The sequence below is a fragment of the Stieleria sedimenti genome, assembly GCF_025060895.1.
Lineage (GTDB): Bacteria > Planctomycetota > Planctomycetia > Pirellulales > Pirellulaceae > Stieleria > Stieleria sedimenti.
The window spans coordinates 1-17,013 of the sequence record NZ_JANZKV010000115.1; the positions used below are offsets into that span (position 1 = coordinate 1).

14 protein-coding genes are annotated in these 17,013 nt (G+C 59.8%); 8 read left to right on the top strand and 6 right to left on the bottom strand.

Annotated elements, in window-relative coordinates; genetic code table 11:
- The first annotated feature begins 313 nt into the window (after positions 1-313).
- The 3 genes from NZK35_RS15830 to NZK35_RS15840 all read left to right on the top strand — a co-directional run bounded on the left by NZK35_RS15830 (position 314) and on the right by NZK35_RS15840 (position 3,882).
- Positions 314-1,300, top strand: a complete 987-nt coding sequence (locus NZK35_RS15830; RefSeq protein ID WP_259633531.1) for an AAA family ATPase — start codon at positions 314-316, stop codon at positions 1,298-1,300.
- Positions 1,297-2,214: a DUF58 domain-containing protein gene (locus tag NZK35_RS15835; protein WP_259633506.1), complete on the top strand. Its 918-nt coding sequence runs from the start codon at positions 1,297-1,299 to the stop codon at positions 2,212-2,214. The genes NZK35_RS15830 and NZK35_RS15835 overlap by 4 nt, the downstream gene beginning before the upstream one ends.
- A gap of 189 nt (positions 2,215-2,403) precedes the next feature.
- Positions 2,404-3,882 carry a sulfatase gene (locus NZK35_RS15840; RefSeq protein WP_259633507.1) on the top strand — a complete coding sequence of 493 codons (1,479 nt, stop codon included), beginning with the start codon at positions 2,404-2,406 and terminating at the stop codon, positions 3,880-3,882.
- Positions 3,883-4,079: 197 nt separating this feature from the next.
- Here the strand turns inward: NZK35_RS15840 and NZK35_RS15845 are convergent, their stop codons facing one another.
- Positions 4,080-4,862, bottom strand: a complete 783-nt coding sequence (locus NZK35_RS15845; protein WP_259633508.1) for a LuxR C-terminal-related transcriptional regulator — start codon at positions 4,860-4,862, stop codon at positions 4,080-4,082.
- Between the two features lie 373 nt (positions 4,863-5,235).
- Here NZK35_RS15845 and NZK35_RS15850 point away from each other — a divergent pair, with 373 nt between their 5' ends.
- A complete protein-coding gene (locus tag NZK35_RS15850; protein WP_259633509.1) occupies positions 5,236-6,432 on the top strand; it encodes a Gfo/Idh/MocA family protein in 1,197 nt (398 codons plus the stop codon).
- A gap of 54 nt (positions 6,433-6,486) precedes the next feature.
- On the opposite strand, the gene rpmA is transcribed toward NZK35_RS15850, so the two are convergent.
- Both rpmA and NZK35_RS15860 read right to left on the bottom strand, forming a co-directional pair.
- On the bottom strand, positions 6,487-6,732 hold the full coding sequence (gene rpmA, locus NZK35_RS15855) for a 50S ribosomal protein L27 (RefSeq protein ID WP_095738091.1): 246 nt from the start codon (positions 6,730-6,732) through the stop codon (positions 6,487-6,489).
- Between the two features lie 523 nt (positions 6,733-7,255).
- Entirely contained in the window at positions 7,256-8,533 is a 1,278-nt protein-coding gene (locus tag NZK35_RS15860; protein ID WP_259633510.1) for a glutamate-5-semialdehyde dehydrogenase, read from the bottom strand.
- Positions 8,534-8,806: 273 nt separating this feature from the next.
- Here NZK35_RS15860 and NZK35_RS15865 point away from each other — a divergent pair, with 273 nt between their 5' ends.
- Complete coding sequence (locus NZK35_RS15865) at positions 8,807-9,592, top strand: TIGR00282 family metallophosphoesterase (RefSeq protein ID WP_259633511.1); 786 nt, start codon at positions 8,807-8,809, stop codon at positions 9,590-9,592.
- A 92-nt stretch (positions 9,593-9,684) separates the two neighbouring features.
- Here NZK35_RS15865 and NZK35_RS15870 read toward each other — a convergent pair whose 3' ends face one another.
- From NZK35_RS15870 to NZK35_RS15880, 3 genes are all read right to left on the bottom strand, one after another.
- Complete coding sequence (locus NZK35_RS15870) at positions 9,685-9,906, bottom strand: BON domain-containing protein (RefSeq protein WP_259633512.1); 222 nt, start codon at positions 9,904-9,906, stop codon at positions 9,685-9,687.
- A gap of 782 nt (positions 9,907-10,688) precedes the next feature.
- Positions 10,689-11,465, bottom strand: a complete 777-nt coding sequence (locus tag NZK35_RS15875) for a response regulator transcription factor (protein ID WP_259633513.1) — start codon at positions 11,463-11,465, stop codon at positions 10,689-10,691.
- Between the two features lie 81 nt (positions 11,466-11,546).
- Entirely contained in the window at positions 11,547-12,482 is a 936-nt protein-coding gene (locus NZK35_RS15880; protein WP_259633514.1) for a sensor histidine kinase, read from the bottom strand.
- Between the two features lie 314 nt (positions 12,483-12,796).
- On the opposite strand from NZK35_RS15880, the gene NZK35_RS15885 reads away from it, so the two are divergent.
- From NZK35_RS15885 to NZK35_RS15895, 3 genes are all read left to right on the top strand, one after another.
- The gene (locus NZK35_RS15885) at positions 12,797-13,243 is read left to right on the top strand and encodes a hypothetical protein (RefSeq protein ID WP_259633515.1); all 447 of its coding nucleotides are present in this window, start codon (positions 12,797-12,799) and stop codon (positions 13,241-13,243) included.
- A 218-nt stretch (positions 13,244-13,461) separates the two neighbouring features.
- Positions 13,462-14,466, top strand: coding sequence for an ABC transporter ATP-binding protein (locus NZK35_RS15890; protein WP_407699797.1), 1,005 nt, complete (start codon positions 13,462-13,464; stop codon positions 14,464-14,466).
- Positions 14,463-16,925 (top strand): ABC transporter permease, encoded by a 2,463-nt coding sequence (locus NZK35_RS15895; RefSeq protein WP_259633516.1) that lies wholly within the window; start codon positions 14,463-14,465, stop codon positions 16,923-16,925. Before NZK35_RS15890 ends, NZK35_RS15895 begins: the two co-directional genes overlap by 4 nt.
- Positions 16,926-17,013 lie beyond the last annotated feature (88 nt).

Sequence of the window (17,013 nt, forward strand, 5' to 3'; positions counted from 1 at the left end):
CCATGTGTTTCTTGAGGTTTTAGCGGCAGGGCGCGAGCCCTCCGGTTCTTCCTCTCTGCCAAAACACCGAAGGGCTTGCGCCCTACCGCTAAAAAATGCTTCAAAGCGTAGCCGTACGCCGGTGCGATCCGGCTGATATCATTCGATCCGGTAGGAACTGCCCATCGCTGGCGTTTTTCAGCTTTCGGTTCGTGCCGAGACGTTCTTCCAAATCACATTGCAAGGTAGCTGCCCTATCGTGAGCGCCCCGACTCCACCCCATCCGCCGGCCGGCAAACCTGGCGGCCAGCCCGGACGCAACCTCGGCGACGTCCTGCGTGAGTTTTCCGACCATCAAGCGACGATCCGCAGCGAGCTCTCCAAGGTCATCGTCGGACAAACCGAAACCATCGAGCAATTGTTGGCCGCGATTTACACCCGCGGTCACTGCCTGCTGGAAGGCGTGCCGGGATTGGCCAAGACCCTGATCGTCAGCACGCTGGCCAGCATTCTGGATGTGTCGTTTAAACGGATTCAGTTCACACCCGACCTGATGCCGTCGGACATCACCGGCACGCAAGTCCTGGAAGAAGACGAACACGGTAAACGCAGTTTCCGTTTTGTCGAAGGCCCGATCTTTGCCAACATCTTGCTGGCCGACGAGATCAACCGTACCCCGCCCAAGACCCAGGCCGCACTGCTCGAAGCGATGCAGGAACGCCAGGTCACCGTGGGACGCGAAACGTTTGCCCTGCCCAAGCCGTTCTTCACCATCGCCACCCAAAACCCGATCGAGCAAGAAGGCACCTATCCGCTGCCCGAAGCCCAGCTCGACCGGTTCATGTTCAACATCAAATTGGACTACCCCTCGGCGGCCGAAGAAGAGCAAATCCTGACCACGACGACCCGGGGCGAAACGGCGACGGTCAACAAGGTCTTGTCCGCACGAGCAATCTTGAATGTTCAGCAGCTCGTCACCAGCGTGGCGGTCAACCCGTTTGTGATCAAATATGTCGCCAGCATCGTTCGGGCGACCCGGCCGTCGGATGAAACGTCACCGGACTACATCCGCGAGTTGGTCGATTTCGGCGCGGGACCTCGTGCCGGCCAAAACCTGATCGCCGGTGCCAAAGCGATGGCGGCGATGGAAGGCCGGTTCAGTGTCGACGTCAATGACGTCCGGCGGATTGCGCTGCCGGTTCTGCGACACCGGATCGGGACCAATTTCCAAGCGACCGCCGAAGGCATGGACAGCGATTCGCTCGTGACACGATTGCTCGATGATATCCAACCGCCGCAACCCGAAAAGCTGGCCAAATGAGCTCCCTGCTCTCGCCCGAAGCGTTGCAGAGTATCAAACGGCTGGACTTGCGCGCCCGGATGGTCGTGCGGGGCTTTCTGCAAGGCTTGCACAGCAGCCCCTTTCACGGCTTCTCGGTCCAGTTTAGCGAACACCGACGCTACAACCGCGGCGACGACCCCAAGCTGATCGACTGGTTGGTCTACGCCAAGACCGACAAGTATTTTGTCAAACGCTTTGAATCAGAAACCAACCTGATCGGGTACCTGGTCATCGATCTGTCCAAGTCGATGGGGTTTACCGAAAACCAGTCGATGACCAAATTCGAGTACGTGACCTGCTTGGCCGCGGCGCTGACGTACTTGATGATCATGCAGCAAGACCCCGTCGGGCTGATTACGTTTGACGAGAAAGTCCACGCGTCGCTGCCGGCTCGGTCTCGCCGCGGACACATGGGCGACGTCATCGCCAGACTTTCTAACCTCAAGCCCGCCGGTGCCACTGATGTCCCGGCATCGTTGACGCAAGTCGCCGCGATGCTGAAACAACACTCGCTGGTGATGCTGTTCAGTGATTTGTGGCCCAGTGACGACGAGGAAAAATCGTGGCAAGAACAAATCGCAGACGTCGTCTCGGCGCTGGCGCGGCTGCGGCACGCCGGACACGACGTCATCGTCTTCCACGTCCTGGACGCGGCCGAAGTCGAGTTTCCTTATGATGGTCCGGTTCAATTCACCGATTCTGAATCGGGGCAATCGGTCTCCGTCGACGCGACCGGGTTCCGTGAAGACTATTTAGCCGCCCTCGCCGAATTTCGCGAGGCCTACCGCGAAGGTTGCAACAAACTGCAAATCGATTACGTCCCGCTGGATACCAGCATGCCGTTTGATACCGCGTTGACGGAGTATCTGACGCAACGGCAGGGGCGGTTTTAGTTGGTGGGGGCAAGACGATGGGGGCAAAACGATGAAGAGAAGGTTTGGCAGAATGATCGAGACAAGGAGACAAGGAACGGAGCGATCGGGACAAGACGTGCTGCCACCCCATCATCCTGCCACCCCATTGTTTTGCCCCCATTGTTTTGCCCCCCCACTATCCAACCGCTCATCATTCTGCCTTCCATCATGCCCACCGACGCCCTGATCGGCCGCGCTCTCCGCGCTGCAATCCTTGTTCTGCTGTTCGTTGGTTTCGCGACGCGGTCCGCCGCCGACCCGCCTAACGTTCTGTTCATCGCGGTCGATGACTTGGCATCGACACTGGGGTGTTATGGTGATCCGCTGGCGAAGACGCCGAACATCGATCGGCTGGCCGCATCGGGTGTGTGCTTTTTGAACGCGTACAACCAACTGCCGCTGTGCAATCCGACGCGGGCGTCGATCATGACGGGGCGGCGACCCGACGAGATCGGCGTCTATGATTTGGACCGCCACTTCCGCGATCAGTTGCCCGATGTCGTGACGTTGCCGCAAGCGTTCCAGCAACAGAACTACTTCGCCGCGCGCGTCGGCAAGATCTATCACTACAACGTTCCCGCATCGATCGGCACCGACGGCTTCGATGATCCGCCCTCGTGGAACCAGACCGTCAATCCGAAGGGACGTGACAAGAGCGACGAAGCGTTGATCTTCAATGCCGAACCGCATCGCAAGATCAGCGCCGCACTTTCATGGCTTGCCGCCGACGGCCGCGATGAAGAGCAAACCGACGGCATGATCGCCAGCGAAGCGATTCGGTTGATGGAGGCCAATCGTGACACGCCGTTCTTTCTGGGCGTCGGCTTCTTTCGGCCCCACACGCCCTACGTTGCGCCGAAAAAATACTTCGACTTGTATCCGCTCGACACGGTGTCACTGCCGTATGCACCTCCCGGTGATCGCGACGACATCCCGACCGCCGCCTTCGCACACAATTGCCCGATCCCGAACTACAACCTCGATCCCTTGACGCTCCGCAAAGCCACTCAAGCGTATTATGCGTGCGTCTCGTTTGTCGACGCGCAAGTGGGACGGCTGCTCGATGCGGTCGAGCGATTGGGATTGGCCGAGAACACGATCGTGGTGTTTTGGAGCGACCACGGGTATCACCTCGGCGAGCACGGCGGGATTTGGCAGAAGCGAACCTTGTTCGAACAATCGGCTCGATCACCGTTGATCATTCGCGTTCCCGGAGCGGCGGGCAATGGCCAACCGTGCCGACGCATCGTCGAGTTTGTGGACATCTACCCGACGGTTGTCTCCGCCGCGGGAATCGAGGCGCCGCCCAAACTGGCCGGCCGAGATCTGGCCACGTTGCTGGGCGATCCGCTGGCGACATGGAACGGCCAAGCGATCACTCAGGTCCTGCGTCCTGCGGATGACCGGTTGGCAACACAAGTGATGGGGTGCAGCATTCGCACCAGCCGCTATCGCTACACCGAATGGGCCGAAGGTTCCGCCGGCGTCGAACTCTACGATCATCGGGCCGACCCGATGGAATTTGAGAACCTGGCCATCAAGCCCGATGCAAGGCACCGAGCCGTGATCGAAGCGTTGCAAGCGGAGCTGCGAAAGAAGGCCAGCGGCAAGATCCCCAGCGTCCCCGTCAATCCCACCAGGCTCTAGGGAGTGGCGTAAGCTTCCAGCTTGCGATCCGGTGGAACAGGCTTTCAGCCTGTCGATCCCAGTGGCGCAAGCTTCCAGCTTGCGGTTAGGTATGTGTTTCGCAGAAGGCGGGAAGCTGTCGCTTCCCGGGAGGCAAGCTGGAAGCTTACCCCACGTGATACCCAGTGGCGCAAGCTTCCAGCTTGCGATCCCGCGCGTCAGCGCGGGATCTGCGAATTGAAGACGTTCGTCGGCTTGGTTGTGATCGGGGCGACGGGGCCAACGCTGTCGCTGCGTGAGTCGAGCCGAAGTCCTCCGGCGGGCTTAGCCGGCTTGCCCGCGGGGAAGACCACGTCATGGAGGCTGCCCAAGATCACGACGCGGGTCATCTCGGCGGTGCTGCGCACATTCAGCTGACGGTACGCTTTTTGTCGCTCACGCTCGATCGTCTTGACCGACACCTTCAGCTTCGTCGCGATTTGTTTGTTCGGTGCGCCTTCCACGACATAGTCGACGATCTGTCGCTGACGATCCGGCAATCCTTGATAAAGCCGATGGCAACGCAAGACATCGAACTGATGCTCGACGAGCGTGCTGAGTCCGATCGCATGCTGGATCGTTTCGATGATCTCGGGCAGTTCCATCGTGTTGATCGCAACGACGTGTGCGATCCGCGCGACGGCTTCCGAAGCCGCCATGCCGCTCGCTTCATCCAAAACCAAGACGACCGGCGCGACCACGTTCTTTTCGAACAACAACTGCTCGATGCTGGTCCATTGCTGAATACGCGGGTCGTAGTCCAAGAGCACGCAAGCGACGTCGCTATCGGCGGCGGCCTGATTGATCAGTGAGGTGATGGAAGAAGAGGTTTGGAAACGACAGTTCTCTGCTTGGGCCGCCTGTCCGACCTTCGAGAGCCAGCCGGCGTCCTTGCTGGCCGCGTACACAGCCGGGCGGGGAGCGGGGGGCAGGCCCATCGGTGTTTCGTGTTGGTTCATCATCAATTCGCCTTCGTGCGTTGGCGTCGTTGGTGGCGGCGGAAAACATTCACAACCGCGTAAGGAATTTGCTCATCACCAGTTGCATCGGCTTGTATGAGTGTTCGCCCTCACCCACCGCGAGGGCGTGTCATACGCGGGTGTTATTTGGCACACGCGCACATCACGCAGTGTCAAACACGCATGCGTGATCCACGCATGTGGGTCGCCGCAAACGGCGCAATATTCACCTGGCGACGGAGCGGGGAGCGGGGAGTACCGAGTACCGATGTATTCAGCCGCCCATTTTTCTGCCGTCCCCACACCTGGAACCGCCGGCGCGAACGCGACACACTGTGTGGCGTGGTTTCAATTTCCAACGCGTTGCGGATGACCGATGGCTGAGTTTCGAACGGTGGTGGTGGGGACCGGCTTTATCGGGCCGGTTCATGTGGAAGCGTTGCGGCGCGCCGGGGTGCAGGTTGCCGGCATCGTGGGGTCGACGCCGGCAAAATCACGGTCAGCTTGCGAGCGTCTGGGACTGCCGACGGAGTTCAGCTCCTTTGAAGACGCGTTGGGTGATCCGTCGATCGATTGCATCCATCTGACGACTCCCAACCGGTTTCACTTTGACCAAGCCAAGGCGGTGCTGCAGGCGGGCAAGCATGTCGTCTGCGAAAAGCCACTGGCCATGAACTCGACCGAGTCTGGTGAACTGGTTCGCATCGCCAGGGAGAGCGGACGCGCCGCGGCGGTGGCCTACAACATCCGGTTCTATCCGTTGTGCCACGAAGCGGCTGCGCGGGTCCGCAACGACACGCTGGGAAACCTGCTGCACGTCACCGGTTCCTACGTCCAAGACTGGCTGCTCAAGGAAACCGATTTCAATTGGCGCGTGCTGGCTGCCGACGGCGGGGAATTGAGAGCCGTCGCTGACATCGGCACGCACTGGCTGGACTTGATCCAGTTCATCACCGGCCGATACATCACATCCGTCTGCGCCGATCTTCGAACGGTCCATCCGACTCGGCAGCGGCCGACCGGCTCGGTGGAAACCTATTCCGGTAGCGCGAACAGCGACGGCCCACCAACCGCGGCGGCAAGCGAACCGGTGGAGGTCACGACCGAAGATTGCGGCGCGATCCTGTTGCGGTTCGCCGGCGGGGCAAACGGTTGCCTTTGGGTCTCACAAACGACGGCCGGCAAAAAGAATTGCCTCCGCTACGAGCTGGCCGGTGCCAAGCAATCCTTGGCCTGGAACAGTGAGTCGCCCAATCTGTTGGAGATCGGAAGCCGGGATGGGGCCAGCGCGTGCCTGGTCCGTGACCCGGCACTGATGGATGCTTCGGCCGCGGCGATCTCAAGCTATCCCGGCGGTCACAACGAAGGATTCCCCGACACCTTCAAGCAATTGTTTCGTTGCTTCTACGGTTCGATCGCCAACGGCGAGGTGTCCGAACCGGCGCCGTACCCGACGTTCCTGGACGGGCACCGCGAAATCTTGCTCTGTGAAGCGATCTTGAAGAGTCACCGCGAGCGACGATGGGTCGATGTCGCGGGTGATGATGGATCAGATCAGGTGATCGTGAGATAGGTGTTGAAGCCTGTCGGCTCGGCGCTGACAGGCTGGAAGCCTCTCCCACTTGGGCTACGCCGAGACGACGTTGATGCGACGGCCTTTCTGATCGAATTCAACTTTTCCGTCGACCAGCGCGAACAGGGTGTAATCATTGCCCTGGCCGACTCCGCGACCGGCCCGCCAGCGGGTGCCGCACTGACGGATCAGGATGTTGCCTGCGTTGACCGCTTCGCCGCCGAATTTTTTGACGCCACGACGTTGCGCGTTGGAATCACGGCCGTTGCGGCTGGATCCCTGACCTTTCTTATGTGCCATCTGATTGACCTGAATCGTTGAGTTTTTTAGGGGTCCAGGAGAATATCGACAGTTCCCCGCGACTTCAACCCGTTTCCGGGGGCAGAATGGCGCAGATTTTGCCGAGAACGTCGCTTCGATGCCTCGTCAGGCGTGCCGTTTTCCCCAGTCACCCTCCCTGGCAGGGAGGGTCGAGCGGGGCGAGGGGAGGGGCGATTGGTTGCCGCTGAGCGATTCCGAGCCACATCGACCCTCCCAGGGACGTCGATTGGATAACTGTCGGAGTTGATCGTAGCAGAAGTCGCCAAGACTTTCGCGGCGCCGGCCCTCTCTGGTGTTTGCTTGCTGCGCAAACGCCGTCTCTCCCAGAGGGAGAGAATCTAAATGGGTTACACATCCTGCAGTAAGAGAATCGACGTCCAGAGGGAGGGTGACTTCAAGTCTTGCGACTTGTGTAGACACCAATGCCCAGCGGGAGCGTGACGAGAACGCTTTCATTTCAACGACAAGAAAACTGCACGGGCTCTCAAGAGGGCGGCTTGTCTCAGGTCCGGATCTGGCCGTCACCCTTGACGATGTACTTGTAGGTCGTCAACTCGCGCAATCCACAGGGGCCACGGGCGTGAAATTTGTCGGTGGAGATTCCGATTTCCGCTCCCAGCCCGAAAACGCCGCCGTCGTTGAAACGCGTGCTCGCGTTGACCATCACGGCGGAGCTGTCCACGCCTGCGGTGAACGCCTCGGCCGCTGCCAGATCGCTGGTCACGATGGCATCGGTGTGGTGGGATCCGTACCGATTGATGTGTCCGATCGCCTCGTCGACGGATTTGACCACGGCAACACTGATGATCGGCCCCAGGTACTCCGTCCCCCAGTCGGCTTCGCTGGCGGGCACGCTGCCGGGAATCAGCTCCGCGGCCGCCTGATCGGCGCGAATCTCCACCGATTCGGCTTGCAGACGCTTGGCAATGACAGGCAGCGCCGTGGGGGCAATCGATTCGTGGACCAACAGCGATTCGCAGGCGTTGCAAACTCCCATCCGTTGGCATTTCGCGTTGTGAACGATCTTGCTGGCCATTTCGATGTCGGCCGACTGGTCGACGTAAACGTGGCAGTTTCCGTCGAAGTGCTTGATCACGGGCATCGTGGCTTCGGCGGTGACGCGGCGGATCAGCCCCTCGCCGCCGCGTGGGATGGCCACATCGATCGACTCATGAAGCGAGAGGAACTCGCCGACCGCGGCCCGATCGGTCGTCGAAACCAGTTGGACGGCCGCCGCGGGCAAGCCGCAGTTTTCTGCCGTGGCGGTCAGCAGGTCGACGATGGCGCGGCTGCTGTGGATCGCTTCTTTTCCGCCACGTAGGATCACCGCGTTTCCGCTCTTGACGCAGATCGCCGCAGCGTCGGCGGTGACGTTGGGGCGGCTTTCATAGATGAAGAACACCACGCCCAGCGGAACCCGTTTTTTCAGTATTTGCAGCCCTCCGGGGCGGGTGAAGCCGTCTAGAACCTCGCCCACCGGATCGGCCAACATGCTGATTTCGCGGAGCGCCGTCGCGATCGCACCGATGCGGTCCGGATTCAGTCTCAACCGATCCACGGCCGCATCGGTCAATCCGTATCCCGGCGCGGTGGCCAGATCCAATGCGTTGGCCGCGATGATCTGGTCGGCCGAATCGACCAAGGCGTCGGCCGATTCATTTAACCAGCGGTTCTTGATCTCCGCATCCAGGGTCGCCAGTTCCGCAGAGGCTTGTTTGGCGCGTTGCGCGGTGTCGCGGCAGTACGCGGCGAGGTCGAGAGTTGGCGCGGCCGTGTTCATGGACGTGAAAATGTGATGAAAGAAAGGAATGAATCACGCGATCGTGGGTCGGAACACTATCACCATAGCCAAACTGTGCCGAGAAGGAACCTCCATTGGCCGGCACGTCGATTCGCCGCAGGACGCCACCGCTGTCACTTGGAGTCTTGCTCGTTGACGACTGGCGGCGACACCGATACCGTTTGACCCTGCCGGTAGGGGCGGCCCCCTGCCGTGCAGTCGACGTCCGCACTTTTCCAACCCGCAGCTCCAACCCGCAGCGATTCGGCCGGTATGAAATTCCTATTCCTTGGAGACATCGTAGGAAAACCCGGCATGAATGCGGTGCTGCAAAACACGCAGCGGATCCGCGAAGAGTTGGACCTGGACTACGTGATCGCCAATGCCGAAAACGCTTCAGACGGTTCGGGATTGATGCCGAAACAATTTGAGCGGTTGATCGACAGCGGCATCGACGGGGTCACCCTCGGCGATCATATCTTCCGCCGCAAAGAGATCGTCACCACGCTGGAAAAAAGCGATCGCATCGTCAAACCGGCCAACTACCCCGACGAAGCCTCCGGCCGCCGCTGGACGCTGATCAAGCGAAGCGGGCGCCGACCCCTGGCGATCGTCTCCATCATGGGACGCGTTTTCATGCGGCCGGTGGACTGTCCCTTCAAAGCACTCGATGAAGTGCTCGCCGAGATCGAACCGCATACCGATCAGATTTTGGTCGACGTGCACGCCGAAGCCACCAGCGACAAGCAGTGCCTCGGCAGATACCTGGACGGCAAAGTCACCGCCGTACTTGGCACGCACACCCACGTCCCCACCGCGGATACCTGCATCCTTCCCGGTCGAACCGCGTTTCAATGTGATGTCGGGATGTGCGGTCCCTACGAAAGTATCATCGGAAGAGACATTGAACGGGTCACCCACACGACTCGCACCGCAGAACCCTGTCACTTTCACGTCGCGACCGGTGATGTCCGACTGTGTGGTGCGATCGTCGAATCCGACGCCGATGGCCGGGCGGTGAAGGTCGAACGTTTCGAACAGCGCGTGATCGTCAATTAGACGAAACGGAAAAGCCACCGTCTGGTGACGGGAACTCCAACGGGCGTTCGGACAGCGCCTCGTTTCGGAGAGCGCCTCGTTTCGGACAGCGCCTAGTTGTGAACGTCCACGTGGTTGACCACTTGCAACGACCCGGCGACGGGCAACACCGCCTCTTGGGCCAACTGCTTGTGATAGAAGCTGCGAACCTTGCCGCGAAGCCGCAGCTCATTGGAATCCTCATCCACGCGGAGTGCACGAAGTTCTTGAACCGAGCTTTTCGCAAGAAGCGCTGAAGCCGCCGTGACGATCTCTTGGGCTTGCATCGTTGTCATGAATGAATTCTGTCGGCAGTGGTAAATGGCTGAATAGTCAAATATCACACATCGCCGGGAAATTGCCTACAGGAATTTGATTAAATTCGAGCATTCGATGCTTCATCGCTCAGGCCGTTTCGAGAACAGCTGTTGCATTCCAAACGCTTGCTGGAACGATCGCGACAGGCGTGACGCGTGCAGGCGATGCCGTCGGTGTCTGCGGACGGACATTCCAGAAATTGCTAGCAAATACATTCATGAAAACAATTTCTGATCCGCGCATGATCCGCCTTGACCGCCGCGAAGGGGCGCGCGTATCTTCCGCCCATCGCTGGGACACTTGGCCTTGAGCCAAGCCAAGCCCGGTGATCGAAGCGACTCGCTGGCGTGATCCTGCACTGGCCACCTTGGAAATCATTGATTGATTCTTCGGTAGCTGCGGACAAATCGTACGGCACGGATTCGACGGATCGAATCTTGTGTGACGGTGAAGGCGGCGAGAAACTGGCAAGCGTTCGGCAGGTCCCGGCAAGGATGCGAGGGACCGCGTCGAACCGAACCGAGTGGCGATCCACTCACCCGAAAAACCACCGGCTCCCGGTCCCATAGCGCGTTATCCTCCGCCCCCCTAGGATCTCGTACTGGACCGGGGGCTTTTTTTCTGCGCCGGCACGCTCCGTCGGTTTGTCGCAGCGGCTGGAAGCTGACGCTTCCGGGGGAGGCAAGCTGGAAGCTGACGCTTCCGGGGGAAGGCAAGCTGGAAGCTTACCCCACGTGGTGCACCGCATCACCGATCGCGGTTAGTCGTCGACTTCTTCTTCTTCTTCTTTTTCTTCTTCGTTTCGGTCGCTACTCGCCGGCCCGAGGACAAACCGATACCCCGCGTCGCGGATGGTCAGCAGGTGCACCGGTTGGCTGCTATCGGGTTCGATGATCTTGCGTAGCTGCGCGACGGTTTGGTCGACCGCGCGGGTTTGCAGATTCCCGCTGATCTCCCAAACTTCGCTCAGCAGTTCGCTGCGGCTGATCACGCGGTTGGGGTTTTCCACGAAGTACCTCAGCAGCTTCAACTGCTTGGGCGTCATCGGCACCGACTTGCCCCCGACGGTGACTTCGTGATTGAGAAAGTGCGCCGAGACATCGCCGAACTCGATCTGTTCGATCGACTCGCGGACGCGACGCGGCGATGCGTTTGCCGACGATGCCTGGGAGTGCTGGAGCAGGTTCTTCACCCGGCTGAGTAATTCATCCAGCTCGAACGGCTTGTTCATGTACTGATTGGCCCCCACGTCAAAACCCCGGGCGCGGTCTTCGGCCAGGGTACGGGCCGACAGCATCAGGACCGGGGTGGTGACGCCGGCGTCTCGAATCGTCTCGCAGACCGTGTAGCCGCTCATCCCGGGCAGCATCAAATCCAACACGATCAGATGAATGGGTTCGTTGGAGGCATCGATCAAGCGTAGCGCCGTCGGCCCATCTTCGACCAACGTGACACGATAGTGATCGGCTTCAAGGTTGTACTTGATCCCGACCCCCAAGTGCTTTTCATCTTCGACGACAAGGATATGCGGACGCATGGCGGCAATGGCAAAGTGGAAACGAGAAAGGGAAACGTGTCTGGCCGGACGACCACCCTGGTGCGGGGCATTTCGTGCCGGTCATTCCGTCGGCTCGTCAAAGACAGCTTGTTTCATTGTGACTTCAAAAACGGTTCCGGCGACCCCATCGATTTCACGGCGGCCGCGAATCCGCACGCTCGCCCCGACGGCTTTACTGACCGTCCGCACCAGGTAGAGCCCCAGTCCGGTGCCGGGCGTGCTGCGTTCGAGTTCGTTGCCCAGTCGCACGAAACGCCCGAAGATCTTGCGGCGTTTGTCATAAGGAATCCCCACGCCGTTGTCGGTGATCGAGACGACCACTTGATCTTCTTTGCCTTCCACGGGGCGAATCGACACGATGACTTCGGCAGGCGAACCACCGTACTTGATGGCATTGTCGATCAAGTTTCGAAACAGGATTTCCAGCTGTACTGATTGGCTGCGGATCGTCACCGGGGGGCAATCGACTCGGACCGTTTCGACCGGCAACCGGTAACGCATGCACGCCGCTTCGCCGCATTCGGCGAGCAGCTGGTCAAGCCGGAACACCTCGTCGTCCTCGGGCTCATTGCCGCGATCGATCCGCGCCGCATCCAGCAGATGGTTGATCAGGGCGTCGAGTCGCTCGACGTCTTCCAGCATGATGCGATGGAAATCGCGTTGCTGCGACTCATCGACGCTGTGTCGGGACATGGTCTGCAGGTACAGCTTCAACGACGCGATCGGGCTCTTCAATTCATGGGTGACCGAGTCGATGAAATTGGATTGTCGTTGATTCAAACGGACGGCTTTGATAGTCAGTGTCAGGTAGACGATTACGCCGGCCAGGATGCTGAGCAGCAACAGGCTGCCCAGAATAAACAGCGTCCAGAACAGCCCGCTGCGTTCGGATCCGATGAAGCTGGAGATCGCCCAAATCGCACCGAGGATCACGACCAGGACGATCAGAACGACGCCCAGTGTGACGGGCGCCCGCAGGGAACGACGTTCGAGCATGTCTAGTCGGAAAGGAGGGGCGGAGACGAAACCGGAGTCGCCGGCCAGTTTAACGCCCGACGTCTTTGTGCTAACCGCACTCCATTTCGGGGGGCCGCAAAATATCTGTGCGCGTGTTCATTGGTTGGCGGTTTCGAACCGACAAAGACGACGAGGATCCGCCAGTTTGACCGACGCCGAAGCGGCCCAACTCACAAAAAACAAGATTCGGTCCGCTTTTTTGGTTTTCTGGCCATGACGGAACTTAGGTTCCCGGCAATAATCGGATTAAGTGAATTTAGTTTCCACTAGGCGGGAAATGAACAGAGGGATCTATGAATAGCCACGTGCAGGTCATCCGGTTTTCAGAAGCGACCATCCGCCAGGTCAGGCTCGATTGCAATCGTGCCATGATCCGCGCTCGCTTTTGCCCCCGACGCAGCGAGATCTTGCAGTTGCGTTGCATCGACAACCGCGCCGAGACCGAGACCGAATTCGGTAACCAACTCTGGTACTTTGAGGGTGTCGGGGTCGACGAACTGGACCGCCGCCACCGCGTCTATGGAGTGGTGGAGTACTCGACTCAATTCGGCTTGAACGAGTTGGTCGAAGACGGGGTGTTTACGACCGAAAATCAACGTGAGCGTTTTCGCAGCCTGTATGAGCGAGAGGTCCAACGTCCGGACTGGCGTCACCCGGGGCACCGCTTGTTGGCTGCCGCGGTGATCGCCGTATCAGTCATTTGGCTGGGCTATCTGATGTTCGGCTCGGTTTCCGGCTAGTACTCCGCCTCCGCCGCAGCTGCATGTTCCGAAATCAGCGTGATCATGCCAGGCGTGTGAGCGAGGGGCGCCGCGTGGCCCCTTGCTAACGCGTGCGGGCTTCAATCGACAGCCCGCTCGCGCCGTTCCCGCTTGCCGATCTTGGCAAACTACCCGGGGCGGATTTCGGGGCTCGGCGTTATACTGGTCGGCACGCCGCCACACATTCAAGACCCGCCGTGCCAGACCCCATCGTTGATGTTCATCAGCTGCGAAAAACGTATCGCAGTCTGTCGCTGACCGGACGCCGCCGCATCGATGCCGTTCGCAGCGTTTCGCTGCAAGCTTTTCCGGGCGAGGTGTTCGGTTTGCTCGGCCCCAACGGCGCCGGGAAAACGACCCTGATCAAAATGCTGTTGGGCGTGGTCAAACCTTCCGGCGGCCATGCCAGGTTGCTGGGGCAGCCGATCGGCAGTTCCGCCGCCCGCTCGCGTGTCGGCTATCTGCCGGAATCGTTACGCGTCGATCGCCATCACTCGGCGCGATCGGCACTCCGCTACTACGGCCGGATGAGCGGAATGACCTCGGCCGAAATCCACTCGCGCAGCGACGAGTTGCTGAAGCTGGTCGGGCTCGAGGGACGTGATCGCGAGTCGGTCCGTCGATTCAGCAAGGGCATGTACCAGCGTCTCGGACTCGCCCAGGCGCTGCTGCACGATCCCGATCTGTTGGTCCTGGATGAACCGACCGACGGGCTCGATCCGGTCGGCCGCAACGAAGTCCGCAAGGTGATCGATCGGTTGCGCGACAGCGGAAAGACGATTTTCCTCAACAGCCACATCCTTCAGGAAGTGGAAATGGTTTGCACGCGGGTGGCGATCCTGGCCAAGGGCGAAATCAAAGCGATTGGACCGATCGATGAACTGGCCCACCGCGACCAACAAAAGCTGATCGTCGAAGTGCTCGGCGACGCGGAGCCGGACTGGCAAGCGATCTTCGGCGACTCTATGACGGCCGACATCGAATCGACCCGAGTTCGCGACGCGTTCCGATTGTCGCTTGCGGTCGTTGACCAGGGTCAGATCAATGCGATCGTGGACCAACTGCGGCGATCCGATCAATCGATCGCTCGATTGGAAGTGCGGCGTGAGTCATTGGAAGAAACGTTCATGCGTCTGGTGGGAACGGACGCGGTCGAGGATGTTGCCGGGGAGGCTATCGCCGGCGAGGAGGTGCTGTCATGATCAAACCTTACTTGGCCGTGATCGCAGACTCGTTTCATTCGGCACTTTCGTCACGGATCCTCTGGATCGCGATGGTGGCGATTTGGATCTTCTTGGCCGCGCTGGCACCGATCGGATACCACGAGGATTACACGACGACGTTTCGTTGGTTCGACTTGGACAACGGGACACAGATGAAGGCGATGCTCGCGCGGGGGTTGGTCGATCCCAAGGAATCGGAAACGGCCCTGGGACGACTTGCCCGCACCTTTCCCGACGACATCAAACGGAAACTTCGCCAGGTCGCCCGTGGCGAAGACGTGCGGATCGACAAGGGGGCGCTGGCCGATTCTCTCAACGAGTCCCTGGACAACGAAGACTGGTACGATGCCGAAGCTTGGCGAACGACGGTCAGACTGCGCGAGCTTCGCGAGTTGGACGAGATCCCGGACGATGAAATCAGCGACCCGGAACGTCGCCGACGGGCACGGTTGCGGATCGAAGCGGCGTTGCCGGGGGTCTTCACCACGATGTCCGCGCGGTCCATCACCCTCTCCTACGCGGGCTTCGACTTTCCGGCGTTCTTTTTGATCGGCAAGGAACAATTCGTTTCCTTGATCAATCAGTTTGTCGTCCCGATCATGATGGATTGGTTGCTCGGTTTTGCATTGATCTTTTTAGGCATCCTGGTCACCGCGTCGATCATTCCCGACATGCTGCAACCGGGGTCGCTGCACCTGTTGTTGAGCAAACCGATTTCGCGAACGATGTTGCTGTTGTCAAAGTTCATCGGCGGTTGTGCGTTCGTCTTTCTGTGCGTCAGCCAATTGGTCATCGGCCTGTGGTTGATCTCCGGTTTTCGGCTGGACATTTGGAACGCGCGGGTGTTGTGGTGCATCCCGGTGGCGGTCTTCTTGTTTGCGGTGTTCTTCAGTGTCTCCTTGCTCGCCGGGTTGCGCTGGCGTTCCCCGATTCTCTCGATCGGTGTGACCTGCATGTTCGGCGCGTTTGTGCTGGTGATCGGATTGATCGGCGGATATTTTGACGCACTCGTTCGCTCACCCGACCGTATCTCGCAGATGTCCTTTGACGGTCAAGGCATCGTGATCGCGACGCGTGGCGGCGAATTGAAACGATTCGACAACGAAGCGAATCAATGGGCCGATGTGATCGAAGGCGACTTCCGACGTCGCGATTTGATCGTGCCTCCGGTTCGCATCGCCCCCGGAAAGATCGCGACGGCGCGCATTCGTGGTGGGCGATTTAACCTCTACGGCAGCGGATCGCTGGACTTGTTGGTGCTCGATCGATCGGAGGACTGGAAACCCAACCCGGGATTGCGACTGCCCAACGGCACGCGTCGATTGCTGGTTGTCGGCAACCGCCTGCTCGCATTCAACAACACCGGGCTGATGGCGACGACCATCGAACAAGTGTTGGACGAATCGGGATTCGACGATGACGAACCGGAGCACTCGTCCGCCGACCGGACCCCCGAATCGGGCAGTGAATCGGAAACTGAATCGGAAACTGAATCGGAAACTGAATCCGATGCCCAAGATGTATCGCCGAACATCGAGGTTTCCAACATCGGGGTGACGGCTTGGATCACCGATTTGATTCGCATGCAGGGCGGTGCGACCGAAGCGTTTCACGTGATCTTGCCGAAGGGAGTCACGCTGACCGATCCGGTGCGGCTGGACGTGCTTCCCGATGGCCGTTCGCTGGTCGTCTACGCCCGCGGGCGGCTGATGCGGATGGAGTTGCCCGGTGGCGGTGACGGTGACGATGCGAAGGGGGCGACCGCGATGTTGGCCGCGGATCTCCTGCTGGATGACAACGACGCGGCGCGGACGACGATGGCTGCGGCCGGCCAGTCGGTGTTGCTTGCCCGTGACGACGAGCCGGTCCGTTGGTACCAGGCCGACACGCTGGCGTTGTTGGACGAATTCCCCTCGCCGAAAGATCAAACGGTCGTGGCCGCAGAGGGATTGGGCGTGACCGATCGATTCGCCTTGTTGACGACCGACGGCAGCGTGACGATCGCAACTCGCAGCGGAGATCGGGTGGAGTGGGTCACCCTGCCTCAGAGCGAAGTGACGGCCATCCAGTACGACGAGCAATCCGGTCGTTTGGCGATCGCGCACCACATCGATTCGATCGACTTTGTCGCCTTCGGCCCCGACGCCAACGCCTCCGCGAAAATCGAACGGGCCGTTCGCCCCTCCCTGACCAGCTGGCGGAGTGTCGATCGATACGTCATCACGCCGTTGCGAACGCTGACACCGCAGACGGGGGAATTGAGCCAGACGGTTGCGGCGTTGGTGAGTGGGAAGACGTCGTTCGTGATGGGCGACGTGGCGAACGAGGAGCAGGAAGTCGTGCAGTTGAAAATCGTTCGGCCGGTCGTCAGTTGCAGCCTGTTTTTGGCCGTTATGCTAACGCTTTCGTGCGTTTACTTCGCGCGACGCGATTTTTAACGCCGTCTCGTTGAAGCTCAGACTGTTGACGTGAAGTTTGGTTATTATATCGACCTTCCAGTTCTCTACCCGCTAGACATCAATCCCA